16 protein-coding genes are annotated in these 21,075 nt (G+C 68.2%); 2 read left to right on the top strand and 14 right to left on the bottom strand.

The genetic code is table 11. The features are described 5' to 3' along the window. Positions 1 to 9: 9 nt before the first annotated feature. A complete protein-coding gene (gene dapC, locus ACKY0W_RS06060; RefSeq protein WP_409437663.1) occupies positions 10 to 1,107 on the bottom strand; it encodes a succinyldiaminopimelate transaminase in 1,098 nt (365 codons plus the stop codon). Between the two features lie 191 nt (positions 1,108 to 1,298). Here dapC and ACKY0W_RS06055 point away from each other — a divergent pair, with 191 nt between their 5' ends. Beyond that, positions 1,299 to 1,847, top strand: coding sequence for a PadR family transcriptional regulator (locus tag ACKY0W_RS06055; protein WP_409436806.1), 549 nt, complete (start codon positions 1,299 to 1,301; stop codon positions 1,845 to 1,847). A gap of 46 nt (positions 1,848 to 1,893) precedes the next feature. Beyond that, entirely contained in the window at positions 1,894 to 3,900 is a 2,007-nt protein-coding gene (locus tag ACKY0W_RS06050; protein ID WP_409437662.1) for an FAD-dependent oxidoreductase, read from the top strand. A 61-nt stretch (positions 3,901 to 3,961) separates the two neighbouring features. Here ACKY0W_RS06050 and ACKY0W_RS06045 read toward each other — a convergent pair whose 3' ends face one another. The 13 genes from ACKY0W_RS06045 to ACKY0W_RS05985 form a co-directional block, all read right to left on the bottom strand. Beyond that, the gene (locus ACKY0W_RS06045) at positions 3,962 to 6,508 is read right to left on the bottom strand and encodes a bifunctional FO biosynthesis protein CofGH (RefSeq protein WP_409436805.1); all 2,547 of its coding nucleotides are present in this window, start codon (positions 6,506 to 6,508) and stop codon (positions 3,962 to 3,964) included. Between the two features lie 78 nt (positions 6,509 to 6,586). Further along, positions 6,587 to 6,991 (bottom strand): hypothetical protein, encoded by a 405-nt coding sequence (locus tag ACKY0W_RS06040; RefSeq protein WP_409436804.1) that lies wholly within the window; start codon positions 6,989 to 6,991, stop codon positions 6,587 to 6,589. A gap of 175 nt (positions 6,992 to 7,166) precedes the next feature. Continuing rightward, positions 7,167 to 8,096, bottom strand: coding sequence for an N-acetyl-1-D-myo-inositol-2-amino-2-deoxy-alpha-D-glucopyranoside deacetylase (gene mshB, locus ACKY0W_RS06035; protein ID WP_409436803.1), 930 nt, complete (start codon positions 8,094 to 8,096; stop codon positions 7,167 to 7,169). A 51-nt stretch (positions 8,097 to 8,147) separates the two neighbouring features. After that, on the bottom strand, positions 8,148 to 9,032 hold the full coding sequence (locus tag ACKY0W_RS06030) for a hypothetical protein (RefSeq protein ID WP_409436802.1): 885 nt from the start codon (positions 9,030 to 9,032) through the stop codon (positions 8,148 to 8,150). A 159-nt stretch (positions 9,033 to 9,191) separates the two neighbouring features. After that, on the bottom strand, positions 9,192 to 11,099 hold the full coding sequence (locus ACKY0W_RS06025; protein WP_409436801.1) for an ABC transporter family substrate-binding protein: 1,908 nt from the start codon (positions 11,097 to 11,099) through the stop codon (positions 9,192 to 9,194). 65 nt (positions 11,100 to 11,164) lie between these two features. Then, positions 11,165 to 13,063: a translational GTPase TypA gene (gene typA, locus ACKY0W_RS06020; protein ID WP_409436800.1), complete on the bottom strand. Its 1,899-nt coding sequence runs from the start codon at positions 13,061 to 13,063 to the stop codon at positions 11,165 to 11,167. 51 nt (positions 13,064 to 13,114) lie between these two features. After that, positions 13,115 to 13,504, bottom strand: a complete 390-nt coding sequence (locus ACKY0W_RS06015; RefSeq protein ID WP_125079740.1) for a MarR family winged helix-turn-helix transcriptional regulator — start codon at positions 13,502 to 13,504, stop codon at positions 13,115 to 13,117. 39 nt (positions 13,505 to 13,543) lie between these two features. Next, positions 13,544 to 13,927: a RidA family protein gene (locus ACKY0W_RS06010; protein WP_409436799.1), complete on the bottom strand. Its 384-nt coding sequence runs from the start codon at positions 13,925 to 13,927 to the stop codon at positions 13,544 to 13,546. 8 nt (positions 13,928 to 13,935) lie between these two features. Further along, on the bottom strand, positions 13,936 to 14,253 hold the full coding sequence (locus ACKY0W_RS06005; protein ID WP_409436798.1) for a DUF732 domain-containing protein: 318 nt from the start codon (positions 14,251 to 14,253) through the stop codon (positions 13,936 to 13,938). Next, a complete protein-coding gene (narI, locus tag ACKY0W_RS06000) occupies positions 14,250 to 14,999 on the bottom strand; it encodes a respiratory nitrate reductase subunit gamma (RefSeq protein WP_409436797.1) in 750 nt (249 codons plus the stop codon). Before narI ends, ACKY0W_RS06005 begins: the two co-directional genes overlap by 4 nt. Then, a complete protein-coding gene (narJ, locus tag ACKY0W_RS05995) occupies positions 14,996 to 15,664 on the bottom strand; it encodes a nitrate reductase molybdenum cofactor assembly chaperone (protein ID WP_409436796.1) in 669 nt (222 codons plus the stop codon). Before narJ ends, narI begins: the two co-directional genes overlap by 4 nt. After that, complete coding sequence (gene narH / locus ACKY0W_RS05990) at positions 15,661 to 17,268, bottom strand: nitrate reductase subunit beta (protein WP_409436795.1); 1,608 nt, start codon at positions 17,266 to 17,268, stop codon at positions 15,661 to 15,663. Before narH ends, narJ begins: the two co-directional genes overlap by 4 nt. Positions 17,269 to 17,272: 4 nt before the next feature. Further along, a complete protein-coding gene (locus tag ACKY0W_RS05985; protein WP_409436794.1) occupies positions 17,273 to 21,073 on the bottom strand; it encodes a nitrate reductase subunit alpha in 3,801 nt (1,266 codons plus the stop codon). Between the last annotated feature and the right edge of the window lie 2 nt (positions 21,074 to 21,075).

The raw sequence follows: 21,075 nt of genomic DNA, 5'->3' as shown, positions 1-21,075 counted from the left end.
GCCCGGCGGCTAACCCAGCCGGGTGGCCGCTGCGGCAATCCGCTCGTCGGTGGCGGTGAGCGCCACCCGCACGTGGTGCGCACCGGCCGGTCCGTAGAACTCGCCGGGCGCCACCAGGATGCCGCGCCGGGCCAGCCATTCGACGGTGTTCTGGCACGCCTCGCCGCGGGTGGCCCACAAGTAGAGCCCGCCCTGGGACAACTCGATGGTGAACCCGGCCGCCTGCATCGCGGGCAGCAGCGTTGCGCGGCGACGGGCATAGCGCTCACGCTGCTGCTGCTCGTGGGCGTCGTCGTCAAGGGCGGCGACCATGGCCGCCTGGATCGGGGTGGGCACCATCATCCCGGCGTGTTTGCGTACCGCGAGCAGTTCTGCCACCACCGCCGCGTCCCCGGCGACGAAACCGGCCCGATACCCGGCCAGCGAGGACGTTTTCGACAGCGAATGCACCGCCAGTAGGCCGCGGTGGTCGCCGTCGCAGACCGCCGGGTGCAGCACTGAGCGGGGCTCGGCGTCCCAGCCCAGGCCCAGATAGCACTCGTCGGAGACCAGCAGCACGTCGTGCTCGCGGGCCCAGCCCACGACGGCGCGCAGCTGGTCGGCGGTCGCGATCGCCCCGGTCGGGTTGCTCGGCGAATTCAGGTACACCAGGGCCGGCGGCGGGCCATCGAGAAGCTGCGGAGCATCGCTGCGCGCCCATGGAGCCCCGGCCAGCCGGGCGCCCACCTCGTAGGTCGGATAGGCCAGTTCCGGGACCACGACCACGTCCTGGTCGCCCAGGCCGAGCAGGCTCGGCAGCCAGGCGATGAGTTCCTTGGTGCCGATGACAGGCAGAATCGCCGACTCCGCCAGGGCGGTGATCCCATAGCGCCGTTCCAGCGCGGCGACCGCCGAGGCGCGCAGCGCCGCAGTGCCGGCGGTGGTGGGGTAACCCGGCGCGGACGAGGCCGCGGCCAGTGCCTCGCGGATCACCGGGGCGACCGGGTCGACCGGGGTGCCGACGGACAGGTCCACGATGCCGTCGGGGTGCGCCTTGGCCAGCGCCGTCACCTCGGCCAGGGTGTCCCACGGAAATGTCGGCAGTGCGGCCGATCTGCCGCCGCGCACGGGACTCACGGGGCTGCGGCGACGCAGGGCGGATTCATCGGTCCTGATAGTAGAGGCCGCTACCGCGCCGCGACCACCACGGCCCACTCAGCTATAGCGGCGACCCCCAGCACCCGGCTCCGCCGCGCTATGCACTCAGTTGCTGTGCAACTAGTTGCATAGGTTGCGTGCGGCTGCCTATGCTTCCCCGCGTGGCACTTCCCCACGCGATCCTGGTGTCGCTGAGCGAGCAGTCGGGTTCGGGCTATGAGCTCGCGCACCGCTTCGACCGCTCGATCGGCTATTTCTGGAGCGCCACTCACCAGCAGATCTACCGGACGCTGCGCACCATGGAGGCCGACGGCTGGGTGCAGGCCACCGAGGTGGCCCAGCAGGGCCGCCCGGACAAGAAGGTCTACACCGTCGCCGAGGCCGGCCGCGCGGAGCTGGCCCGCTGGATAGCGGCCCCGCTGGCCGGGCGCGGAAGCTCGGTGGTGGACAACCGGCTGCGCGAACTGGCCGTCAAGATCCGCGGCGCCGGCCACAGCGACCGTGCCACGGTGCGCGAGCAGGCGCTTGCCCTGCGCGCCGAACGCGGCGAGCGCTTGGACGTCTACCGCGCATTGGAGAAGAAGCAATTCCCGGATCCGCGCTCGCTGACCGGCGCCGCGCTCCATCAGTACCTGGTGTTGCGCGGCGGTATTCGCGCGGAGGAAAGCGCGATCGACTGGCTCGACGAAGTCGAACAGGCACTGAGGTGAAGGGGGCCCTGTGACCACAGAATCCACCAATCCGTACCCGATCTTGATGTCCCCGCTGGACCTGGGTTTCACGACCCTGCCCAACCGGGTGGTGATGGGTTCCATGCACACCGGTCTGGAAGACCGCGCCGGCGACACCGCCAAGCTGGCCGAGTACTTCGCGGCGCGTGCCCGTGGCGGCGTCGGGCTGATCATCACCGGTGGCTACGCCCCGAACCGGTCGGGCTGGCTGCTGCCGTTCGCCTCGGCCATGACCACCCGCGCCGACGCGCGACGGCATCGGCGCATCACCGATGCCGTGCACGATGCCGGCGGCAAGATCGCGCTGCAGCTACTGCACGCCGGACGCTATGCCTACCATCCGTTTTCGGTCAGCGCGTCGAGCATCAAGGCACCGATCAATCCCTTCCGGCCACGGGCGTTGTCCACGCGCGGGGTCGAGTCGACGATCGCCGACTTCGCCCGAGCCGCCGAACTGGCCCGCGAGGCCGGCTACGACGGCGTGGAGATCATGGGCAGCGAGGGCTACCTGCTCAACCAGTTCCTAGCACCGCGCACCAACCGGCGCACCGACCGCTACGGCGGCACGGCCGCCAACCGGCGCCGCTTCCCGGTGCAGATCGTCGCTCGCACCCGCGCGGCGGTCGGCGACGACTTCATCATCTGCTATCGGATGTCGATGGCCGACTACGTCGATGATGGGCAGAGCTGGGAGGAGATCCTCGCGCTGGCAACCGAAGTCGAGGCGGCCGGCGCCACCATGATCAACTCCGGCTTCGGCTGGCACGAAGCGCGGGTGCCGACCATCGTGACCTCGGTCCCGGGCAACGCGTTCGTCGACATCAGCAGCGCGGTCGCCGACCACCTCACGATCCCGGTGGTGGCGTCCAACCGGATCAACATGCCGCAGGCCGCCGAACAGGCCCTCGCCGAGACGTCGGTGCGCCTGATCTCGATGGCCCGCCCGATGCTGGCCGATCCGGACTGGATGCGCAAGGCCGCCGACGGCCGGGCCGAGGAGATCAATACCTGCATCGCCTGCAATCAGGCCTGCCTGGATCACGCCTTCGTGCACAAGAAGGTCTCCTGCCTGGTCAACCCGCGGGCCGGTCACGAGACCACGCTGGTGCTGGGCCCGACGCGGCAGCGCCGGCGCATCGCGGTGGTGGGCGCCGGGCCCGCCGGGTTGTCCGCGGCGGTGTCGGCCGCCGAACGCGGCCACGACGTGACGCTGTTCGAGGCGAACGAGTTCATCGGGGGCCAATTCGACTTGGCCAAGAGGATTCCCGGCAAAGAGGAGTTCGCCGCGACGATCCGCTACTTCACCACCATGCTGGACAAGTACGCCGTAACGGTGCGTCTGGGCAGCCGCGCCCACGTCGACGAGTTGACCGGCTTCGACGAGGTGGTGCTGGCCACCGGGGTCACACCGCGGATCCCGCGGATCCCGGGCATCGAGCATCCGATGGTGATGTCGTATGCCGAGGCGATCGCGGGCCGCCCGGTGGGCTCCTCGGTGGCGGTGGTGGGTGCCGGCGGGATCGGGTTCGACGTCAGCGAGTTCCTGGTCCTGGATTCACCCGACTCCTCACCGACGCTGCACCTCAAAGAGTGGAAGGCCGAGTGGGGCGCCGCCGATCCCTGGGAGGCCAGGGGCGCGCTGATTCCGCCGGACCCGGCGCCGCCGGCCCGCCAGGTCTATCTGTTGGCCCGCACCGAAGGTGCCCAAGGCCGCAAGTTGGGCAAGACCAGCGGCTGGGTACACCGGGCATCCTTGAAAGCCAAGAATGTCCAGCAGCTCTCCGGGGTGAACTACGACCGTATCGACGACGACGGGCTGCACATCAGCTACGGCCCCAGCAAGTCGCGCCCGCAGTTGTTGGCCGTGGACAACGTGGTGATCTGCGCCGGCCAGGAGTCGGTGCGCGACCTCGAGGACGGATTGCGCACCCGCGGGGTGACACCGCACATCATCGGCGGGGCCGCACTGGCGTCCGAGCTCGATGCCAAGCGGGCCATCAAGCAGGGCACCGAGCTGGCCGCCCGGCTCTAAGGCGATTTCGGCGCGATAATGCCCGCTCAGCGGGAGAAAACGCGCCGAAATCGCAGGAAGTTCAGGCCGGCAGCGGCGCGTAGTCGGTGGAGCGCTGGCGGGCCGGGCGGCCGATGCCCTCGGCGATCGACGTCAGCTCCGCGATCGTCTTGGCCGATCCGTGCTCCGAGCCGGCCATCCGCGAGATGGTCTCCTCCATCAGGGTGCCGCCCAGGTCGTTGGCTCCGCCGTTGAGCATCACCTGGGTGCGCTCCACCCCCAACTTGACCCAGCTGGTCTGGATGTTGGGGATGCGGCCGTGCAGCATGATGCGCGCCAATGCGTGCACGGCACGGTTGTCGCGGTGGCTCGGGCCGGGCCGCGCGCCGCCGGCCAGGTACAGCGGTGAGCTCTGATGCACGAACGGCAACGGCACGAACTCGGTGAAACCACCGGTGCGGTCCTGGATGTCGCGCAGCACCCGCATGTGCCCAATCCAGTGTCGCGGGGAATCGATGTGGCCGTACATCATGGTCGAGCTGGACCGCAGTCCCACCTCGTGCGCGGTGCTGACCACCTCAACCCACATCGAGGTCGGCAACTTGCCTTTGGTGAGCACCCAACGGATCTCGTCGTCGAGGATTTCGGCGGCGGTGCCCGGGATGCTGCCCAGGCCGGCCTCGCGCAGGCTGATCAGCCACTCGCGAATGCTCAAGCCGCTCTTGGACACCCCGTTGGTGATCTCCATCGGCGAGAACGCGTGCACGTGCATCGACGGCACCCGCGCCTTGACCGCGCGGACCAGATCGGCGTAACCGGTGACCGGCAGCTCCGGATCGATCCCGCCCTGCATACAGACCTCGGTGGCGCCCGCCAGGTGCGCCTCGTAGGCGCGTTCGCCGACCTCGGCATTCGACAGCGAAAAGGCGTCCGCGTCCCCCTTGCGCTGCGCGAACGCACAGAACCGGCAACCGACGTAGCAGATGTTGGTGAAGTTGATGTTGCGGTTGACCACGTAGGTCACGTCGTCGCCGACGACGTCGCGGCGCAGCGAGTCGGCCAGTGCGGCAACAGCATCCATCGCGGGGCCGTCAGCGGTGGCCAGCGCCAGGTACTCGGCGTCGGTGCAGCCGGCTGGGTCGCGTTCGGCGGAACGCAGCGCCGCCAGCACATCGGTGTCCACACGTTCCGGCGCACGGGCGGCCAGGTCGTGGATCTGTTCGCGAATCGACTCCCAGTCTCCGAAGGCGCTGCCCAGGTCGCTGCGCGTCTCGGTGGCCCGACCGTCGACGTCGATCGCGGTGTGCAGGTCCACCCGGCCGGCGGACTGCACCTCGTCGGGCTCCTGCCATGCCAGCCCGACCGGATTGACGTCGCGGGCCCAGCCGGTGTCCGGGTCGGCCAGCGCCGCGACGTGCGGGCGCACCCGCGGGTCGATCCACGCCGCACCGGCGAGCACGTAGTCCGGCTGGGCGGTAAGCCGCTGCACCAGGTCGTAGCCGGCCTGCTCGGTGATCGCGGCCAGGTCGTCCAGTGCCGGCCAGGGCCGCTCCGGGTTGACATGGTCGGGCGTCAGCGGCGACACCCCGCCCCAGTCGTCGACCCCGGCACCGACCAGCGCCAGGCATTCCTGCGCCGACACCAGGTTGGGCGGTGCCTGCACCCGCATCTTGGGGCCCAGCACCAGCCGGGTCGCCGCTACCGTGGCCAGGAAATCCTCGAAACCCGTGTCCGGCACCGCCGCCATCGCGGTGTGCTCCTTGGCCCGGAAATTCTGCACGATGACTTCTTGAATGTGCCCGAACTCCTTGTGCACCTTACGGATCGCGTGCAAGGTGTCGGCACGCTCGGCCAGCGTCTCGCCGATGCCGACCAACAGGCCGGTGGTGAACGGGATCGAGAGTCGGCCCGCGTCGGCCAGCGTCCGCAGGCGCACCACCGGGTCCTTGTCCGGGCTGCCGTAGTGCGCGAGGCCTTTGGTCTCGAACAGCCGCCGGGACGTGGTCTCGAGCATCATGCCCATCGACGGCGCCACCGGCTTGAGCCGTGACATCTCCGACCAGCTCATCACTCCGGGGTTGAGGTGCGGCAGCAGGCCGGTCTCCTCCAGCACCCGGATGGCCATCGCCCGTACATAGGCCAGCGTGCTGTCATAACCGCGCTCGTCGAGCCACTGGCGCGCCTCGGGCCAACGGTCCTCGGGCCGGTCCCCCAGTGTGAACAGCGCCTCTTTGCAACCCAACTCGGCACCGCGGCGAGCGATGTCGAGGATCTCGTCGGGCCCCAGGTACATCTGCTTGCCCTGGGCTCGCAGCACACCGGGCACGGTGACGAAGGTGCAGTAGTGGCAGGTGTCGCGGCACAGGTGGGTGACCGGGATGAAGACCTTGCGCGAGTAACTGACCGGCAGTCGTCCGCCCGGCCCGCGCCGGCCGCCCGACACCAGTCCGGCGTCGCGGACCCGGGCGGCGCTCGCGCACAGGTCGGCCAGGTCGCTGCCGCGCGCGGTCATCGCGATGGCGGTTTCCTCGGGATTGAGGAGCACGCCGTCGCGGGCCCGTCGCAGTACGCGGCGCAGTGCCGACGAGTTCGTCATCCGCGCGTCACCCGCATCCGGAATCTCGCGCATGCCATAAGCGCCACAGTAGCCGCCGCGCCAATCGGGCCTTTCAGGTAGCCCGGCGCGCACCCCGCGCCCGTCGGCCCGTCAGGCCTGCCTGGCCGTCGAGGCCGCGGCCAGCGCCTGACGGCGCCGCCACAGCACCCACCCGGGCGGCGCGCTGCCCAGCACGATCATCAACAGCACGCCGTAGGCCATCACGCCGCGGTCGGCGAAGATCAGGTCGTCCCCCGGACCGCCGAAGGTCATCAGCGCGATCGTCAGCAACCAGGCCCACAGCGGCAGCGCCGCCAACCGCAGCGACGACGCGCAGCGCAGCGCCACCCAGACCAGGCCGGCGTTGACCAGGCCCCCGATCAGGGCACTGAGCGGGAAGGGCACGGCGCCGAGGTGCGCGGGCAACAGTAGCGCGGTGGCCACGGCGCAGAGCGCGCCGTCAAGGGCGAGCAGCGCCAACACGATGAAGTTGAATGCCGGCGTTTCAGTGGGCATCGCGGGCTCGATGAGCGACGCGACGGGGCTCAAGTGGGGATGCTCTCCAGCTGACTGACCAACGAACCGACCATCCACTGGTAACTGTCGAGCCACCACTGCCAGTGTTCCAAGTTCGGGTCCAGATCGGGATCCATGCCTAAACCACCTAAGTCCGTGCCTCTACAGAAACTGCTCAGCAGGAGCCTACCTTGTGGCCGTCGTCACCGAGCTCAAGTCCGGCCAGGAGATCAGTTTCCCATCCTCGGGCGTCACGCGGACCGGCGTCACCGGCGACCAGAACGTAATGCTCGGCGTCCACGATCGGCTGGACCGCGTTGTTCGACAGCGCGAACGCCCGTCCGGTCGGCCCGACGGTGACCTGGGTGGCGTGGGCGGTCATGGCTGCCACCTTGGCGGCGCGAGCCTGGGCGGCCTCGATCACCGCATCGATCCGGTCGTCGGGGAAGTCCCCGACTACCTGCTCGTCCGACGCGTCGGCCGCCACTGTCCAATGCGGCAGCCGATCGGCGTCCTGCAGCTCCGCCAGGGCGGTTCGCCGGGCGCTGCCTGCGGTCACCGTCCAGTAGAACTTCGGCGTGACCCATCCCGGTTCGGAGCCGCCATCGGCATCCTGTGCCGCGGCGGCCAGCGCCGCGGTGGTCACGTGATGGGCGTGTATGTGGTCGGGGTGTCCGTACCCACCGTTCGGGTCGTAGCTGACAACCACGTGCGGGCGCAGCTTCCGGATGATGTCCGCCAGCGCCCCGACGGTCTCGGCGTCGTCGGCGTCGATGAACCGCTGCTGTCGGCGCGCCGGGGTGCCGGTCATCCCCGAGTCACGCCAGCGGCCGGCGCCGCCGAGAAACTGCGGCGCGCCCACGCCCAGCGCCCGCAGCGCGGCAGTCAGCTCACCGATCCGGTAGCCACCCAGTTGGTCGGCCCCCGCCACCGCCAGGTGCGCCCAACGGTCGCCGATGACCTCACCCTCCTCCCCCAGCGTGCAGGTCACCACTTGCACCTGGGCGCCGCGGGCGGCGTAGTGGGCGATCGTCGCCCCGGTCGTCAGGGTCTCGTCATCGGGGTGGGCATGCACGAACAGCAACCGTGGAATCGGATCCGACACGCCAAAACCCTACCGCCACAGCGGTGAACAGACCGGCGAACCTCGCGTCGATCAGAACAGGCCGGCGAAGAACCCATCCCAGTCGATGCCGTCCAAAAGCAGAGCAAGGTTATCGCCCTGAATCATGTTGACGATGTCGTTGAACGCGTCTGGACTGAACCCGAGCATGGTGGTCCAGTCGGTGTCGAGGATCGCCGGGTCGAAGTGCCCGAGCAGGCTGTCGTGGGTGTCGAAGCTGATGCCCAACATGTTGTTGAACGCGGCCTCGTTCTGCGCCAGCACCGTGTTGTTGAGGCTGAAGATCCAGTTCACGACGTCGTTCAACTCGGGATTGTCGCCGGCCAGGCGCTCGGCGGCGGCCTGCTGTGCTTCGACAAGGGCATTGTTGAAATCCGCCTGCATCGCGACGATGGCGGCGTTCATGGCCTCCCTCGCGTCCGGGATCGCCTGCAGCATGAGGCTGAAGCCGGCTGCTGCGTCGGCCGCGGCGATGTTGGCAGCCTGACTGGTTCCGCCGCTGAACGCTCCGGCGCCCGGGACCTCCAACCCACCCAGATCCGGCGTGAAAGGCACCCCGATCGGCAGGTTCTGCGGGTCGAAGCTGCCCCCGGTCAGCTCGTTCAAGACGGTCTCGTCCACCTCGCCCGCGCTGAACGTCGAGCCGACGCCGAAGGCATCGTCGCCGCTCCCGAAGAGCAGAGAACCCAGGTTGATCTCCTGGGCGTCGGCACCACCATTGCCGACGAAGTCCGGGCGGACGTGATTTTCGATGACGTCGAGGCCCGGGCTCACGTCGACGTTCGCCGCGGCCAGGTCGATGTCACGAATCTGTACATCGGGCATGGCCGGGGTCATCGACGTCAGTACCGCGACCAAGCCGCCGACACCCAGGGCTGCGGCAGCCACCGTGCCGCAGCGGTGAGCGAGGTATTCCATGGACTAATCCCCCTCCGACGAGTCCCGCGCAGGTTTGCTTAATCTTATCCAAGAATTGCCTGTGCGCAAGACTTCGTTAACGCCGATTCCAGCTGGCGGCCACCTGATTTCTCCCCCGTCGCCGCCGGCCTGGGCAAGCCTAGCGTCTGCGTCGCACCGTTAGGGCAGCTTGAGCCAGGTTCCGGCCCCGCCCACGATGCCCACCGGGACAGCCCCGGTCAGGCTGACATTGGCCACGCTGGGGCCCACGGCCACGATCGTGGTGTCCTGCAGGATCGGCAGCACCGTCGCCATATTCCACAGCCGTGGTTCGACGGAGGCGATCACGTCGCCGATGGATTTACTGCCCTCGAGGGCCGCGTCGATCTCGGCCTGGATGGCATGGTCGCAGACACCAGTGATGTTCGACGGAGCCTGTACCAGCGCCCCTGGCGCGGCGGAGCGCGGTGGAACCTTCGAAGTCGGCTTGGCCGGTGCCGGCGCTGGGGACTGCGGGGCCGGAGTCGTCGAGGGCGTCGGCACCGGGCTGCCCGAGGTAGGCACGGTCGTGGGGGCCAGTGCCCCGCAGCCGTAGCGCGACGCCAGCAGCGTCGCGAGATCCCCGCCGGCCTGCTGCCAGCCGACGATTGCATCGACCTGCTGGGTGACCAGCGCCTCCCGGTAGAGCTTCACCGGGTCCAGTGCAAGCACGGTGGCGGCGATGCCGACGTTGCGCAGCTGGTCCGCGGCGGTGTTGGCCACCGCCAGGGAGGTCGGGTCGTTGGCCGCCACCCCGATGACCAGCGACAGCTGTTCCCCACCCTTGCTGATCCGCCCCCGGGTGATCTCCGGCGGATGCGGCACACCGGTGGCGGAGCCGGCAGGTGGGACCAATGCGGACGGAGGCGCATCCTTCTCGACCCGGTAGCCGGCCGCCAGCAGCAGTGCCAGCGCCGCCGATTCGGACATCGCCGGCGGTGCGGTTGGCACGTAGCCGGGATCGCTGGGCGTCCGGATCTGGGCCTGATCCAAGGTGACGGTGTTGTCGCTGCCGGCCCCCACCGTGGCCAGCAGGCCGACGTCGAGCAGTCCCAGAATGGCCCGGCGGACGCGCACATCGGCCAACTTGGGGTCCGCAGCCCGCAGCGCGAGTTGCATGATTCGCGGCGTGACCACCCGAGTGGTCTGCACGCCGGGGATCACCGACAGCTGAGCGAACGCCGCCGAGCCGCCGTGCACCTGAGCCACCTGGGTATCACCGTTGCGGATGGAGTCCGCCAGCGCCGCCGCTGAGCCGGCGCGGCGGAACAGGACCAGATCCGGCTTTGCCGGCGGGCCCCAGTAGCGGTCGTTGCGGGCGAGCAGGATCGCGTCGCGCTGCGGGTCGATGTTCTCCACCCGGAATTGGCCACCGGTGACCGGCAGCGCCCGAGCCAGGCCCGCCGGGAAACCACCGGGCACGTCCTTGACGATGTGCGCCGGAACGATGTTGTTGAACAGCTCCCGCCAAGCCGGATACGGCTTGGCGAAGGTGACCACCACCTGCTTGCCGCCTTCGACGGAGTGCACCCCGGTGATCAGGTCATATCCCGCCGGATCGACGACGCCGGGCTGGCTGACCATCTGCTGCCACAGGTACCAGAAATCGTCGGCGGCGATCGGCGCGTTGTCGGTCCAGGACGCCTCGGGGCGGATCCGGTAGGTCACCGTGAACGGCGCTTCGGCGGTCACCTTGGCCGACACCAGCAGGGTCGGGTCCATCTCCCACCGCGACCCGGTGGGCGTGCTGGAGTCTGGGATCGGCCGAAACGCGCTGGGCAGCACCAGCGCGCTGATCGCCGCGGTGACTGGCGACAGGTCCGAGCGCAGGTGGGGGTTGAAGCCGGCGCCGATGGAATCTATGCCCATAATGATCTGGCTGATCCGCTGGGGCGGCGGCGCCGAACTCTTCGGCGTCTCCGTACTCTGCGGCGCCGGCGGCGGATTCACCGTGCACGCCGAGGTCGCCTGCGTCAGTACCAGCATCGTCGCCGAAACCAGTGCCCCCACCGTGACATGGACGCGGCGGGCTGGTTTCGGCACGGCCACCAGGGTATCCGGGCGGCGATTCTGACGCGAAGACCGTCGAGCAGCGCGCAAAACCGCGCCCAAACCTAGAGGTTCTTGGCCCGGGAGCGGCTGCGTGCCCGCAGCGTCGAGTCCAGTTCGACCTTGCGGACCCGGACCACCTCGGGGGTGACCTCGACGCACTCGTCTGCCGCGCAGAACTCCATCGCCTGCTCCAGATCGAGCTCGATCGGACGGGCCAGGGTCTCCATCACGTCGGCCGTCGACGACCGCATGTTGGTCAGCTTCTTCTCCTTGGTGACATTGATGTCGAGGTCCTCGGCTCGAGGATTGATCCCCACCACCATGCCCTGGTACGTGTCCTGACCCGGCTCGACGAAGAACTGCCCACGGTCGGCCAACTGGATCAGCGCGAACGGTGTGATGGACCCGGCCCGGTCGCTCACCAGCGACCCGGTGTGCCGGGCGCGGATCTCGCCGGCCCACGGCTGGTAGCCCTCGAACACCGCATTGGCGATACCGGTGCCGCGGGTTTCGGTGAGAAAGTCGGTGCGCCACCCGATCAGACCGCGGCTGGGGATGATGAACTCCATCCGCACCCACCCGGTGGTGTGGTTGGCCATCTCGGTCATCCGGCCCTTGCGTGCCGCCGCCAGCTGGGTGATGGCGCCGACGTACTCCTCAGGGCAGTCGACGGTGAGGTGCTCGAACGGCTCGTGCACCTTGCCGTCGACCTTGCGCGTCACCACCTGCGGCTTGCCGACGGTCAGCTCGAAGCCCTCCCGGCGCATCTGCTCGACGAGGATGGCCAGCGCCAGCTCGCCACGGCCCTGCACCTCCCAGGCGTCCGGACGGCCGATGTCGACCACCCGGATCGACACGTTGCCGATCAGCTCGGTGTCCAGACGCGACTTGACCATCCGCGCGGTCAACTTGTGGCCGGAGACCTTGCCCGCCAGTGGCGAGGAGTTGGTGCCGATCGTTACCGAGATCGCCGGTTCGTCGACGGTGATGCGCGGCAGCGCGACCGGAACGGCCAGATCGGCCAGGGTGTCACCGATCATGATGTCGCCGATCCCGGCGACCGCCACGATATCCCCAGCCGCCGCTTCCTCCGTCGGGGTGCGTTCGACCCCCTCGGTGACCAGCAGCTCGGTGATCTTCACGGTGGTGGTCACCGGCTCGCCGTCGACCTCACGCATCCAGGCGACCTGCTGGCCCTTGCGGATGCGGCCGTTGTAGACCCGGATCAGGGCGAGCCGGCCCAGGAAGGGCGAGGCGTCGAGGTTGGTGACCAGCGCCTGCAGCGGTGCTTCCGGGTCGCCCGACGGCGGCGGGACGTGCTTGAGCAGCACGTCGAACAGCGGGTCCAGGTTGGCTTCGGGGTTGTCCAAGTCCGGAATCTGGCCGTCGGCGGGCGCGGTGGTGCTCGCCACCCCGGCCCGGCCGGATGCGTACAGCGTCGGCAGACCGAGGGCGTGTTCCGCGGCGGCCTGCGCCTCGTCGTCGAGATCGCTGGCCACGTCAAGCAGCAGGTCGTGGCTGGCGTCGACCACCTCGGCAATGCGGGCGTCGGGCCGGTCGGTCTTGTTGACCACCAGGATCACCGGCAGATGAGCGGCCAGCGCCTTGCGCAGCACGAAACGGGTCTGCGGCAGCGGCCCCTCGGATGCGTCGACCAGCAGAACCACGCCGTCGACCATCGACAGCCCGCGCTCCACCTCGCCGCCGAAGTCGGCGTGACCCGGGGTGTCGATCACGTTGATGACGGTGACGGTGCCGTCAGGGTTGTGGCGATGCACGGCCGTGTTCTTGGCCAGGATCGTGATGCCCTTTTCCCGCTCCAGGTCACCGGAGTCCATGATGCGCTCTTTGTCGTCATCACCGCGGTGCGAGAGGGCGCCGGACTGGCGGAGCATGGCGTCGACCAGAGTCGTCTTGCCGTGGTCTACGTGCGCGACGATGGCGACGTTACGAAAGTTCACCGGGCGATTCTGCCAGCGCACCCTGTCAATCGCGAAAACATGAAAGCCATGTCACAGCCCGAGGGGGGACTCCGCGGAGAACCTCTCGAGCTCCTTGACGTGCAGTTCGGTCAGCGATTGCAGACACTGCGCCGCCGTTTCGGTGAGCTGCAGCCGGATCACCCGCTGGTCGCCGCTGTCGCGGACCCGAGTGACCAGACCGGCGGCTTCGGCCCGCTGAATCAGCTCTCCGGCACTGTGATGGCGCAGCAGCAGGTATTCCGCGATGTCGCCGACCGTCGGCCCCCGCGAGTCACCGTGACCCCGGATCGCCAACAACAACTGGTGCTGTGCAGGGGTGAGTCCGGCCGCTTGCGCCTGGTCGGCACTCCACCGCTCAAAGCGCCTCAGCCGCGTGCGGAAAGCAAGCAGCCGGGAATAGACCTCGTCAGGCAGTGGCACGTCTGTAACTTTATGCCGACCCCCGCCGTCGCGCGCAGCTCAGCTCAGCTGTGCGGTGATCCGGATTTCAACCACCGCCCCCGGGATGGCCAGTTCGGAGATCCCGACGGCTGTCCACGCGGGGTACGGCGCGGCCACAAAGGTGTCCTTGACCGCCACGAAGTTGTCGATCTGAGCGCTCAGACCGACGTGGTAGGTGGTCATCTCCGTGACATCGGCGAAGGTGAGCCCCACCTCGCCGAGCAGGCCGCGCAGATTTTCGAAGGCCAGGGTGATCTGCTCCGTCGGGTCTGCCGGCACGGACAGGTCGGGCCGGATGCCGATCATGCCCGAGCAGCGCAGCTGATCTCCGACGATGACGGCCGGCGCGTAGTGAAAGTTGTCATAGATCGGCTTCATCCACTCGGGAATCACGACCTGCATGGTTGCTCCTAGGTGCCGTTGCGCACCAGCTGGTCGGGGCAGTACACCTGGGCGGCGATCCCCACGAACTGGGTTCCGTGCTCGGTCGTCAGGCCCGGATTGCGGGCCTTGAGGCCCTCGAGTACCTGCGGGCTGGGTTGGCCCTCGGCGATGAACCCGCACACCATTTTCGCGGTGATGATGGCCTGGTCGGCGTTGTTGTAGGTGATGCCCGCCGCCCGCAACGACACCAGGAAATTGGTGTCGGTTTCCGAGGGATCGGCATGAGCGGGCGCGGCGAAGCAGACACAGCCAAGCGCGCCGAGCAGCGCCGCGCGGATTCTCACCAGCCCCTCCGTTGCGGTCGTGAACCCATCGGCTGATTCCTCCTTGCGACGTCGCGGCTGCGGTAGACGATGTACGGCCGAAACAGATACCCGATCGGCGCGCTGAAAGCGTGCACCAGACGAGTGAACGGCCACAGCGCGAACAAAGTCAACGCAATCATGACGTGAACCTGGAAATACAGCGGCGCTTGCAGCATCAAATCGCCCCGTGGATCGAGCGTGAAGATCGACCGGAACCAGACCGAGACCGTCTGCCGGTAGTCGTGCGCCTCGCCGTAGGCGGTGGTGCCCATCAGGGTGCAGCTCATCCCGACCACCAGCGCACACACCAGCACCGCGTACATCAGCTTGTCGCTGACGCTGGTGGCCTTGAACACCGAGCGCTCGGTGCGGCGCCGGTAGATCAGCAGCCCGACACCGATCAGGGTGGCGATGCCGGCGGGCAGACCCAGGATCAGCGCCTGCAGGTGATAGAGCCGGTCGCTCATCCCCAGCGCTTCGGTCCACGACTCCGGGACGACCAGTCCCATGATGTGTCCTGCGATCACCACGAAGCTGCCGAAGTGGAACATCGGGCTGCCGATCCGCAGCAGCTTGGACTCATACAGCTGCGACGAGCGCGTGGTCCAACCGAACTTGTCGTACTTGTACCGCCACCAAGTGGCGACGCCCGCGATCGCCAGCACGAAGTAGGGCACGATATCCCACCACAGCTCCGCGGGGCTGGTGAGGGTGACGTCCGTCATCGGGTCGGAACCTTGGGCATCCCGAGCGGGACTGCCGCCGTGAACGGTTGCAGCCCAACGGCTTCCGCCGGCGGCCCAGATGCCATCAGCTGACTCACCTGTTGCACCTCCTGATCGGTTACCGCTGGGAGTGTCGCGCAGACCGCGGCCACCGCGAAGGCATACGGCGACCCGGCGTCGCTCAACGCACGGTGCAGGATGTCCAGCGGTGCGCGGTGCGCCAGCAGCAGCTGGCGGCCGGCCTGCGGAGCCACCGTCGCGGCGAACTCCAGAACCACCGGCAGGTGGTCGGGCGCCTCGCCCACCGGCGGCTGGGCCCCGGCCTCGCGGTAGGCGGTGGCAAAGGCCAGCATCTGCATCCCGCGGTTGCGGGTGTCCCCACCGGTCCAGTAGGTCAGAAACATCGTCGAGCGCCGGCGCATGTCGAAGGTTTCGACGTAGTCGACCGCGGCCACCATCGGGTCCGCAGCACGCAGTGCGGTGACCGTGCGCCGCAACAGATTCGCTGCCGGTTCCTCGGCATAGGCGAGCAGCGCCTCGACGGTGTCGAGCCGCTGAGGCAGTTGGTCATCGGGATAGGAAAGCAGCAGAGACGCCGCCTGCCACACCGCCCGGTCGGCGGGTCCGCCGGCCTGGCGTCGCAGGGAATGTATGAATCGTTTCACTGGTGCTCCGGGAACATCTCCGGCACGGCCCGCTCGCCGCCACCCCAGTTGAGCAGGTTGGTCCGGCCCCGCGGCCGCTGCGCGTGCCCGTTTTCGACCAGATGGAACGACGACTTCGCCACGTCATCGGCACCGACGAACGGATCCTCCTCGTACGCCTCAGGTCCCCCGGTGATCGAACATCCCAGGTGTTCGAGATCGTGCGCCTGTTGGCTGTAGGCGGTGGGAATCACATAGCGCTCTTCGTATTTCGCGATCGCGAGCAGCCGGTACATGTTGTACATCTGTTCCTCGGTCATTCCGACCGAGTCGGGTATGTGCGGCTGGGTCTCGCGCCCCAGGCTGATGTCACGCATGTAGGAGCGCATCGCCGCCAGCCGGCGCAGCACGCCCTCGACCACTCCGGTGTCACCGGCGGTGAACAGTTCGGCGAGGTAGGCCATCGGAATACGCAACGCGGACAGCGCCCCGAACAGGTTGCCCAGATCTTCGCCGTCGTGCCCGTCGCGGCTGACGGCGTCGACGACCGGAGACAGCGGCGGGATGTACCAGACCATCGGCATGGTCCGGTACTCCGGGTGCAGCGGCAACGCCACCTTGTAGGTGTTGATCAGCGCGTAGATCGGCGACCGTTGCGCCGCCTCGATCCAGGCATCGGAGATCCCCTCGGCGCGCGCGCCCGCGATCACCTGCGGGTCGGTCGGGTCCAGGAACACCCCGCACTGCGCCTCATACAGGTCGGTGTCCTTGTCGACCGAAGCCGCTTCGAGCACCTTGTCGGCGTCGTAGAGCACCAGGCCGATATAGCGCAGCCGGCCGACGCAGGTCTCCGAACAGATCGTCGGCAGGCCGACTTCGATACGGGGGTAACAGAAGTGGCACTTCTCGGCCTTGCCGGTCTTGTGGTTGAAGTACACCTTCTTGTACGGGCATCCCGACACGCACAGCCGCCAGCCGCGACAGCGGTCCTGGTCGACCAGCACGATGCCGTCTTCTTCGCGCTTGTAGATGGCCCCGGTCGGGCACGACGCCACGCACGACGGATTCAGGCAGTGCTCGCAGATCCGCGGCAGGTAGAACATGAACGTTTCTTCGAGCTCGGTTTTGACCTGATCGCTGACCTTCGCCAGGATCGGGTCGTTGACCAGGGTCTCCGGCGCCCCGGCGAGGTTGTCGTCCCAGTTGGGTCCCCACTCGATCTTCATCGGCTCGCCGGTGATCGAACTCTTCGGTGCCGCAACCGGGATGGTGTCCCCCAGCGGCGCGGTGGTGAGGTTCTCGTAGTCGTAGGTCCACGGCTCGTAGTAGTCCTTCAGGCCCGGCAGGTTGGGATTGGCGAAGATGTTGAGCAGCTTGTGGAACCGGCCGCCGGCCAGCAGGCGCAACCGGCCCCGCTTGTCCAGCGTCCAACCGCCCTTCCAGCGGCTCTGGTCTTCGTAGGTCCGCGGATACCCGCCGCCGGGGCGGGTTTCGACATTGTTGAACCAGACGTACTCGGTACCCTCGCGGTTGGTCCAGGCCTGCTTGCATGTCACCGAACAGGTATGGCACCCAATGCATTTGTCCAGGTTCATCACCATGGCCATCTGCGCCATTACTTTCATGACTTCAGTACCTCACGTCCTGGCTGCGGCGCCGCACCACCGTCACCTCGTCGCGCTGATTGCCGGTCGGCCCCAGGTAGTTGAACGCGAACGCGTGTTGGCCGTAGCCACCGGCCAAGTGGCTGGGCTTGACCCGGATCCGGGTCAACGAGTTGTGGGTGCCGCCACGCTTGTTGTTGGTCTCGGCCCGCGGGGTGTCCACGGTGCGTTCCTGCACGTGGTAGACGAACACCACCCCGTCCGGCATCCGCTGGCTCACGATCGCGCGACCCACGAACACGCCGTTGACGTTGACGGCTTCGATCCAATCGTTGTCCTTGACACCGATTTTCGCGGCATCGCCCGGGCTCATCCACATGGTGGGGCCGCCGCGCGACAGCGACAGCATGTACAGATTGTCTTGGTAGGTGGAGTGGAACGACCACTTCGAATGCGGGGTCAGGTAGCGCACGGTGATCCCGATGCCGTCCCCGGTCTCGCCGAGTTCGGGGGCATCGAACAGCCTCGCCATGTCCAGCGGCGGACGGTAGACCGGCAGATGTTCGCCGAGCTCCTCGATCCAATCGTGCGCGGTGTAGAAGTGCATCCGGCCGGTCAGGGTGTGGAACGGTTTGAGGCATTCGATGTTGATCGTGAACGGGGCGTAGCGCCGTCCTCCGGTCTCACTGCCGGACCATTCCGGGCTGGTGACCACCGGCACCGGCCGCGCCTGGGTGTCGGCGTAGGTGATCCGCTTCTCCTCGCTGCCCTCGGACAGGTGCGCCAGTCGCTGGCCGGTGCGCTTCTCCAGTTCCCGGAAGCCCTCCGTGGCGATCCGGCCATTGGTGGTGCCCGACAACGCCAGCACGGTGTCGGCCATCCGTGTCGCGGTGGTGAGCGCGGGGCGACCGGTCCCGGCGCCGGACTTCATCACCCCGAATCTGGCGGCCAGGTCCTCGACCTCTTCGTGCGGAAACACCGTGTAGCCCTTGGTGGTCAGCCCCAGGGTGTCCACCAGTGGGCCCAGTGTCTGCCATTTGTCACCGATAGCGGCGTAATCACGCTCCACCACAGTGACTTTGGGCATGGTCTTGCCGGGAATCGGCGTCTCGCCGCTGCGCAGCCAGTCGCGCTCGGTGCCGTCGGGGTAGGCCATCGCATCCGCGGTGTCGTGCTGCATCGCGGTGAGCACGACGTCGTTGCGGACGCCCAGGTGCTTGGCCGCCAGGGTGCTGAACGTCCGGGCGATCGCGCCGAAAGCGTCAAAGTCGCTGCGGGTCTCCCAGGGTGGGTCGATCGCCGCGCTGAACGAATGCACGTAGGGGTGCATGTCGGTCGACGACAGGTCGGCCTTCTCATACCAGGTGGCCGCCGGCAGCACGACATCGGACATCAGCGTGGTCGAGGTCATCCGGAAGTCGATCGACATGAGCAGATCGAGCTTGCCCTCGGGAATGTCGCGGTCCCAGCGCACATCGGCCGGTTTCACCCCGCCGGCGGGCGGCTCGCCGATCACGCTGGCGTCGGTGCCCAGCAAGTGCTTGAGGAAGTACTCCCCGCCCTTGCCGGACGCGCCGATGAGGTTGGCCCGCCACACCGTGAGCACACGCGGCCAGTTCACCGGGTTGTCCGGATCGGTGACCGACAGCTTCAAATCGCCGGCGGCGAGTTGCTCGGCGACGTACTCCCCCGCATCACGGCCGGCGGCCTCGGCCTCATCGGCCACCTCCAGGCTGGAGCGGTCGAACTGCGGATAGAACGGGCTCCAGCCCATCGCGGTGGCCGACGCCAGGATGTCCATGGTGTGTCGGCCGTCGAATCGGCCGCGCCCGAGCGGCGTGGTCAGCTTCTCCGCCCCGTAGGCGTCGTAGCGCCATTGGTCGGTGTGGGCATACCAGTAGGAGGTGCCCGGCACCTGTCGCGCCGGCCGCGTCCAGTCGCTGCCCGCGGCCATCGTGGCCCACCCGGTCAGCGGGCGCACCTTCTCCTGTCCGACGTAGTGCGCCCAGCCGCCGCCGTTGCGGCCCATCGAGCCGGTGAGCATCAGCAGCGCGAGCACCGCCCGGTAGGTGGCGTCGCCGTGGAACCACTGGCAGATGCCGCTGCCCATGATGATCATCGACCGGCCGCCGGATTCTTCTGCGTTGCGGGCGAATTCACGCGCGATCCGGATCGCCTGCGCTGCCGACACCCCGGTGATGGACTCCTGCCACGCCGGGGTGTTGACCTGCGTGCCGTCGTCATAACCGGTCGGCCATTCGCCGGGCAGCCAGGGCCGGCGCACCGAGTAGTTGGCCAGCATCAGGTCGAACACGGTGCAGACCAGGTGCTCACCGACCTGACGCACCGGCACCCCGCGTTCGACGACGGTGCCATGGCCGGTCACGGCATCGAAGCCGGGCAGCGAGACCAGTGCCGCAGGCTGATCGCCGTTGCGGAATTTCGGGTTCTGGACGCTCAACGCCGGCCGCACGTCACCGAGGTCCAGGTTCCACTTGCCCATGCCCTCGTCGCCCCAGCGGAAGCCCAGCGAGCCGTGCGGCACAACAACACTGTCGGTGACCTCATCGAGCAGGGCCGGCTTGAACGCCGAGTTCTCGGTGTCCGCCAGATCTCCGCCCAGGTCGGCTGCGGTCAGGTTCTTTCCCGGAATCAGGCGGCCGTCGCGCTCCTCCAGCTTGATCAGGAACGGCAGGTCGGTGTAGCGGCGCACGTAGTCGGTGAAGAACGGCACCTCCTGCTTGACGTAGCACTCGGTGAGGATGACGTGGCCCATCGCCATCGCCAGTGCGCCGTCGGTGCCGGCCGCACACGGCATCCACTCGTCGGCGAACTTGGTGTTGTCGGCGTAGTCCGGGCTGACGGTGACCACCTTGGTGCCGCGGTACCGCACCTCGGCCATCCAGTGCGCGTCGGGCGTTCGGGTGATCGGGACGTTGGAGCCCCACATCATCAGATAGGCGGCGTCCCACCAGTCCCCGGACTCCGGGACGTCGGTCTGGTCGCCGAACACCTGGGGCGAGGCAACCGGCAGATCGGCGTACCAGTCGTAGAACGACGTCATCACCCCGCCGAGCATCTGGATGAATCGGGAACCTGCGGCGAACGACACCATCGACATCGCCGGAATCGGGGAGAACCCCGCGACCCGGTCCGGGCCGTAGGCCTTGATGGTGTGCACGTGGGCGGCGGCGATCATCTCGGTGGCTTCGGCCCAGGTCACCCGAACCAGCCCGCCCATGCCGCGGGCCTGCTGGTAGCGCCGGCGACGCTCGGGGTCGGCCTGGATGTCCGCCCAGGCCAGCACCGGGTCGCCCAGGCGCGCCTTGGCCTCCCGGAACATCTCGACCAGTGCCCCGCGCGCGTAGGGGTAACGCACCCGGGTCGGCGAGTAGGAGTACCAGGAGAACGAGGCGCCGCGCGGGCAGCCCCGCGGCTCGTACTCGGGACGGTCCGGGCCCACCGAGGGATAGTCGGTGGCCTGGTTCTCCCAGGTGATGATGCCGTCCTTGACGAAGATCTTCCAGGAACAGGACCCGGTGCAGTTCACCCCGTGAGTGGACCGGACCACCTTGTCGTGGCTCCAGCGATCCCGGTAGAAGATGTCGGCCTCGCGCCCACCCCGGTGGGTGACGGTGCGCAGGTCCGGTGAGACCTGTCCCCGGGTGAAGAACCGGCCGCTACGTTCCAGCAGTTCTTCGAGGGGACCACCGACCCCGGTGGTTCGGCGAGGCTCGCCGGAGTCGGCCCCCGGGCCGGCGGAGGCGAGGGGAAGCCGGGACCGCCGTAGGAACCCGGTGGTGGGCGGTCGCGCTGCGCGTGTCATTT

The sequence above is a fragment of the Mycobacterium sp. SMC-14 genome, from assembly GCF_046250075.1.
Lineage (GTDB): Bacteria > Actinomycetota > Actinomycetes > Mycobacteriales > Mycobacteriaceae > Mycobacterium.
This window is presented reverse-complemented; position numbering and strand designations above follow the sequence as displayed.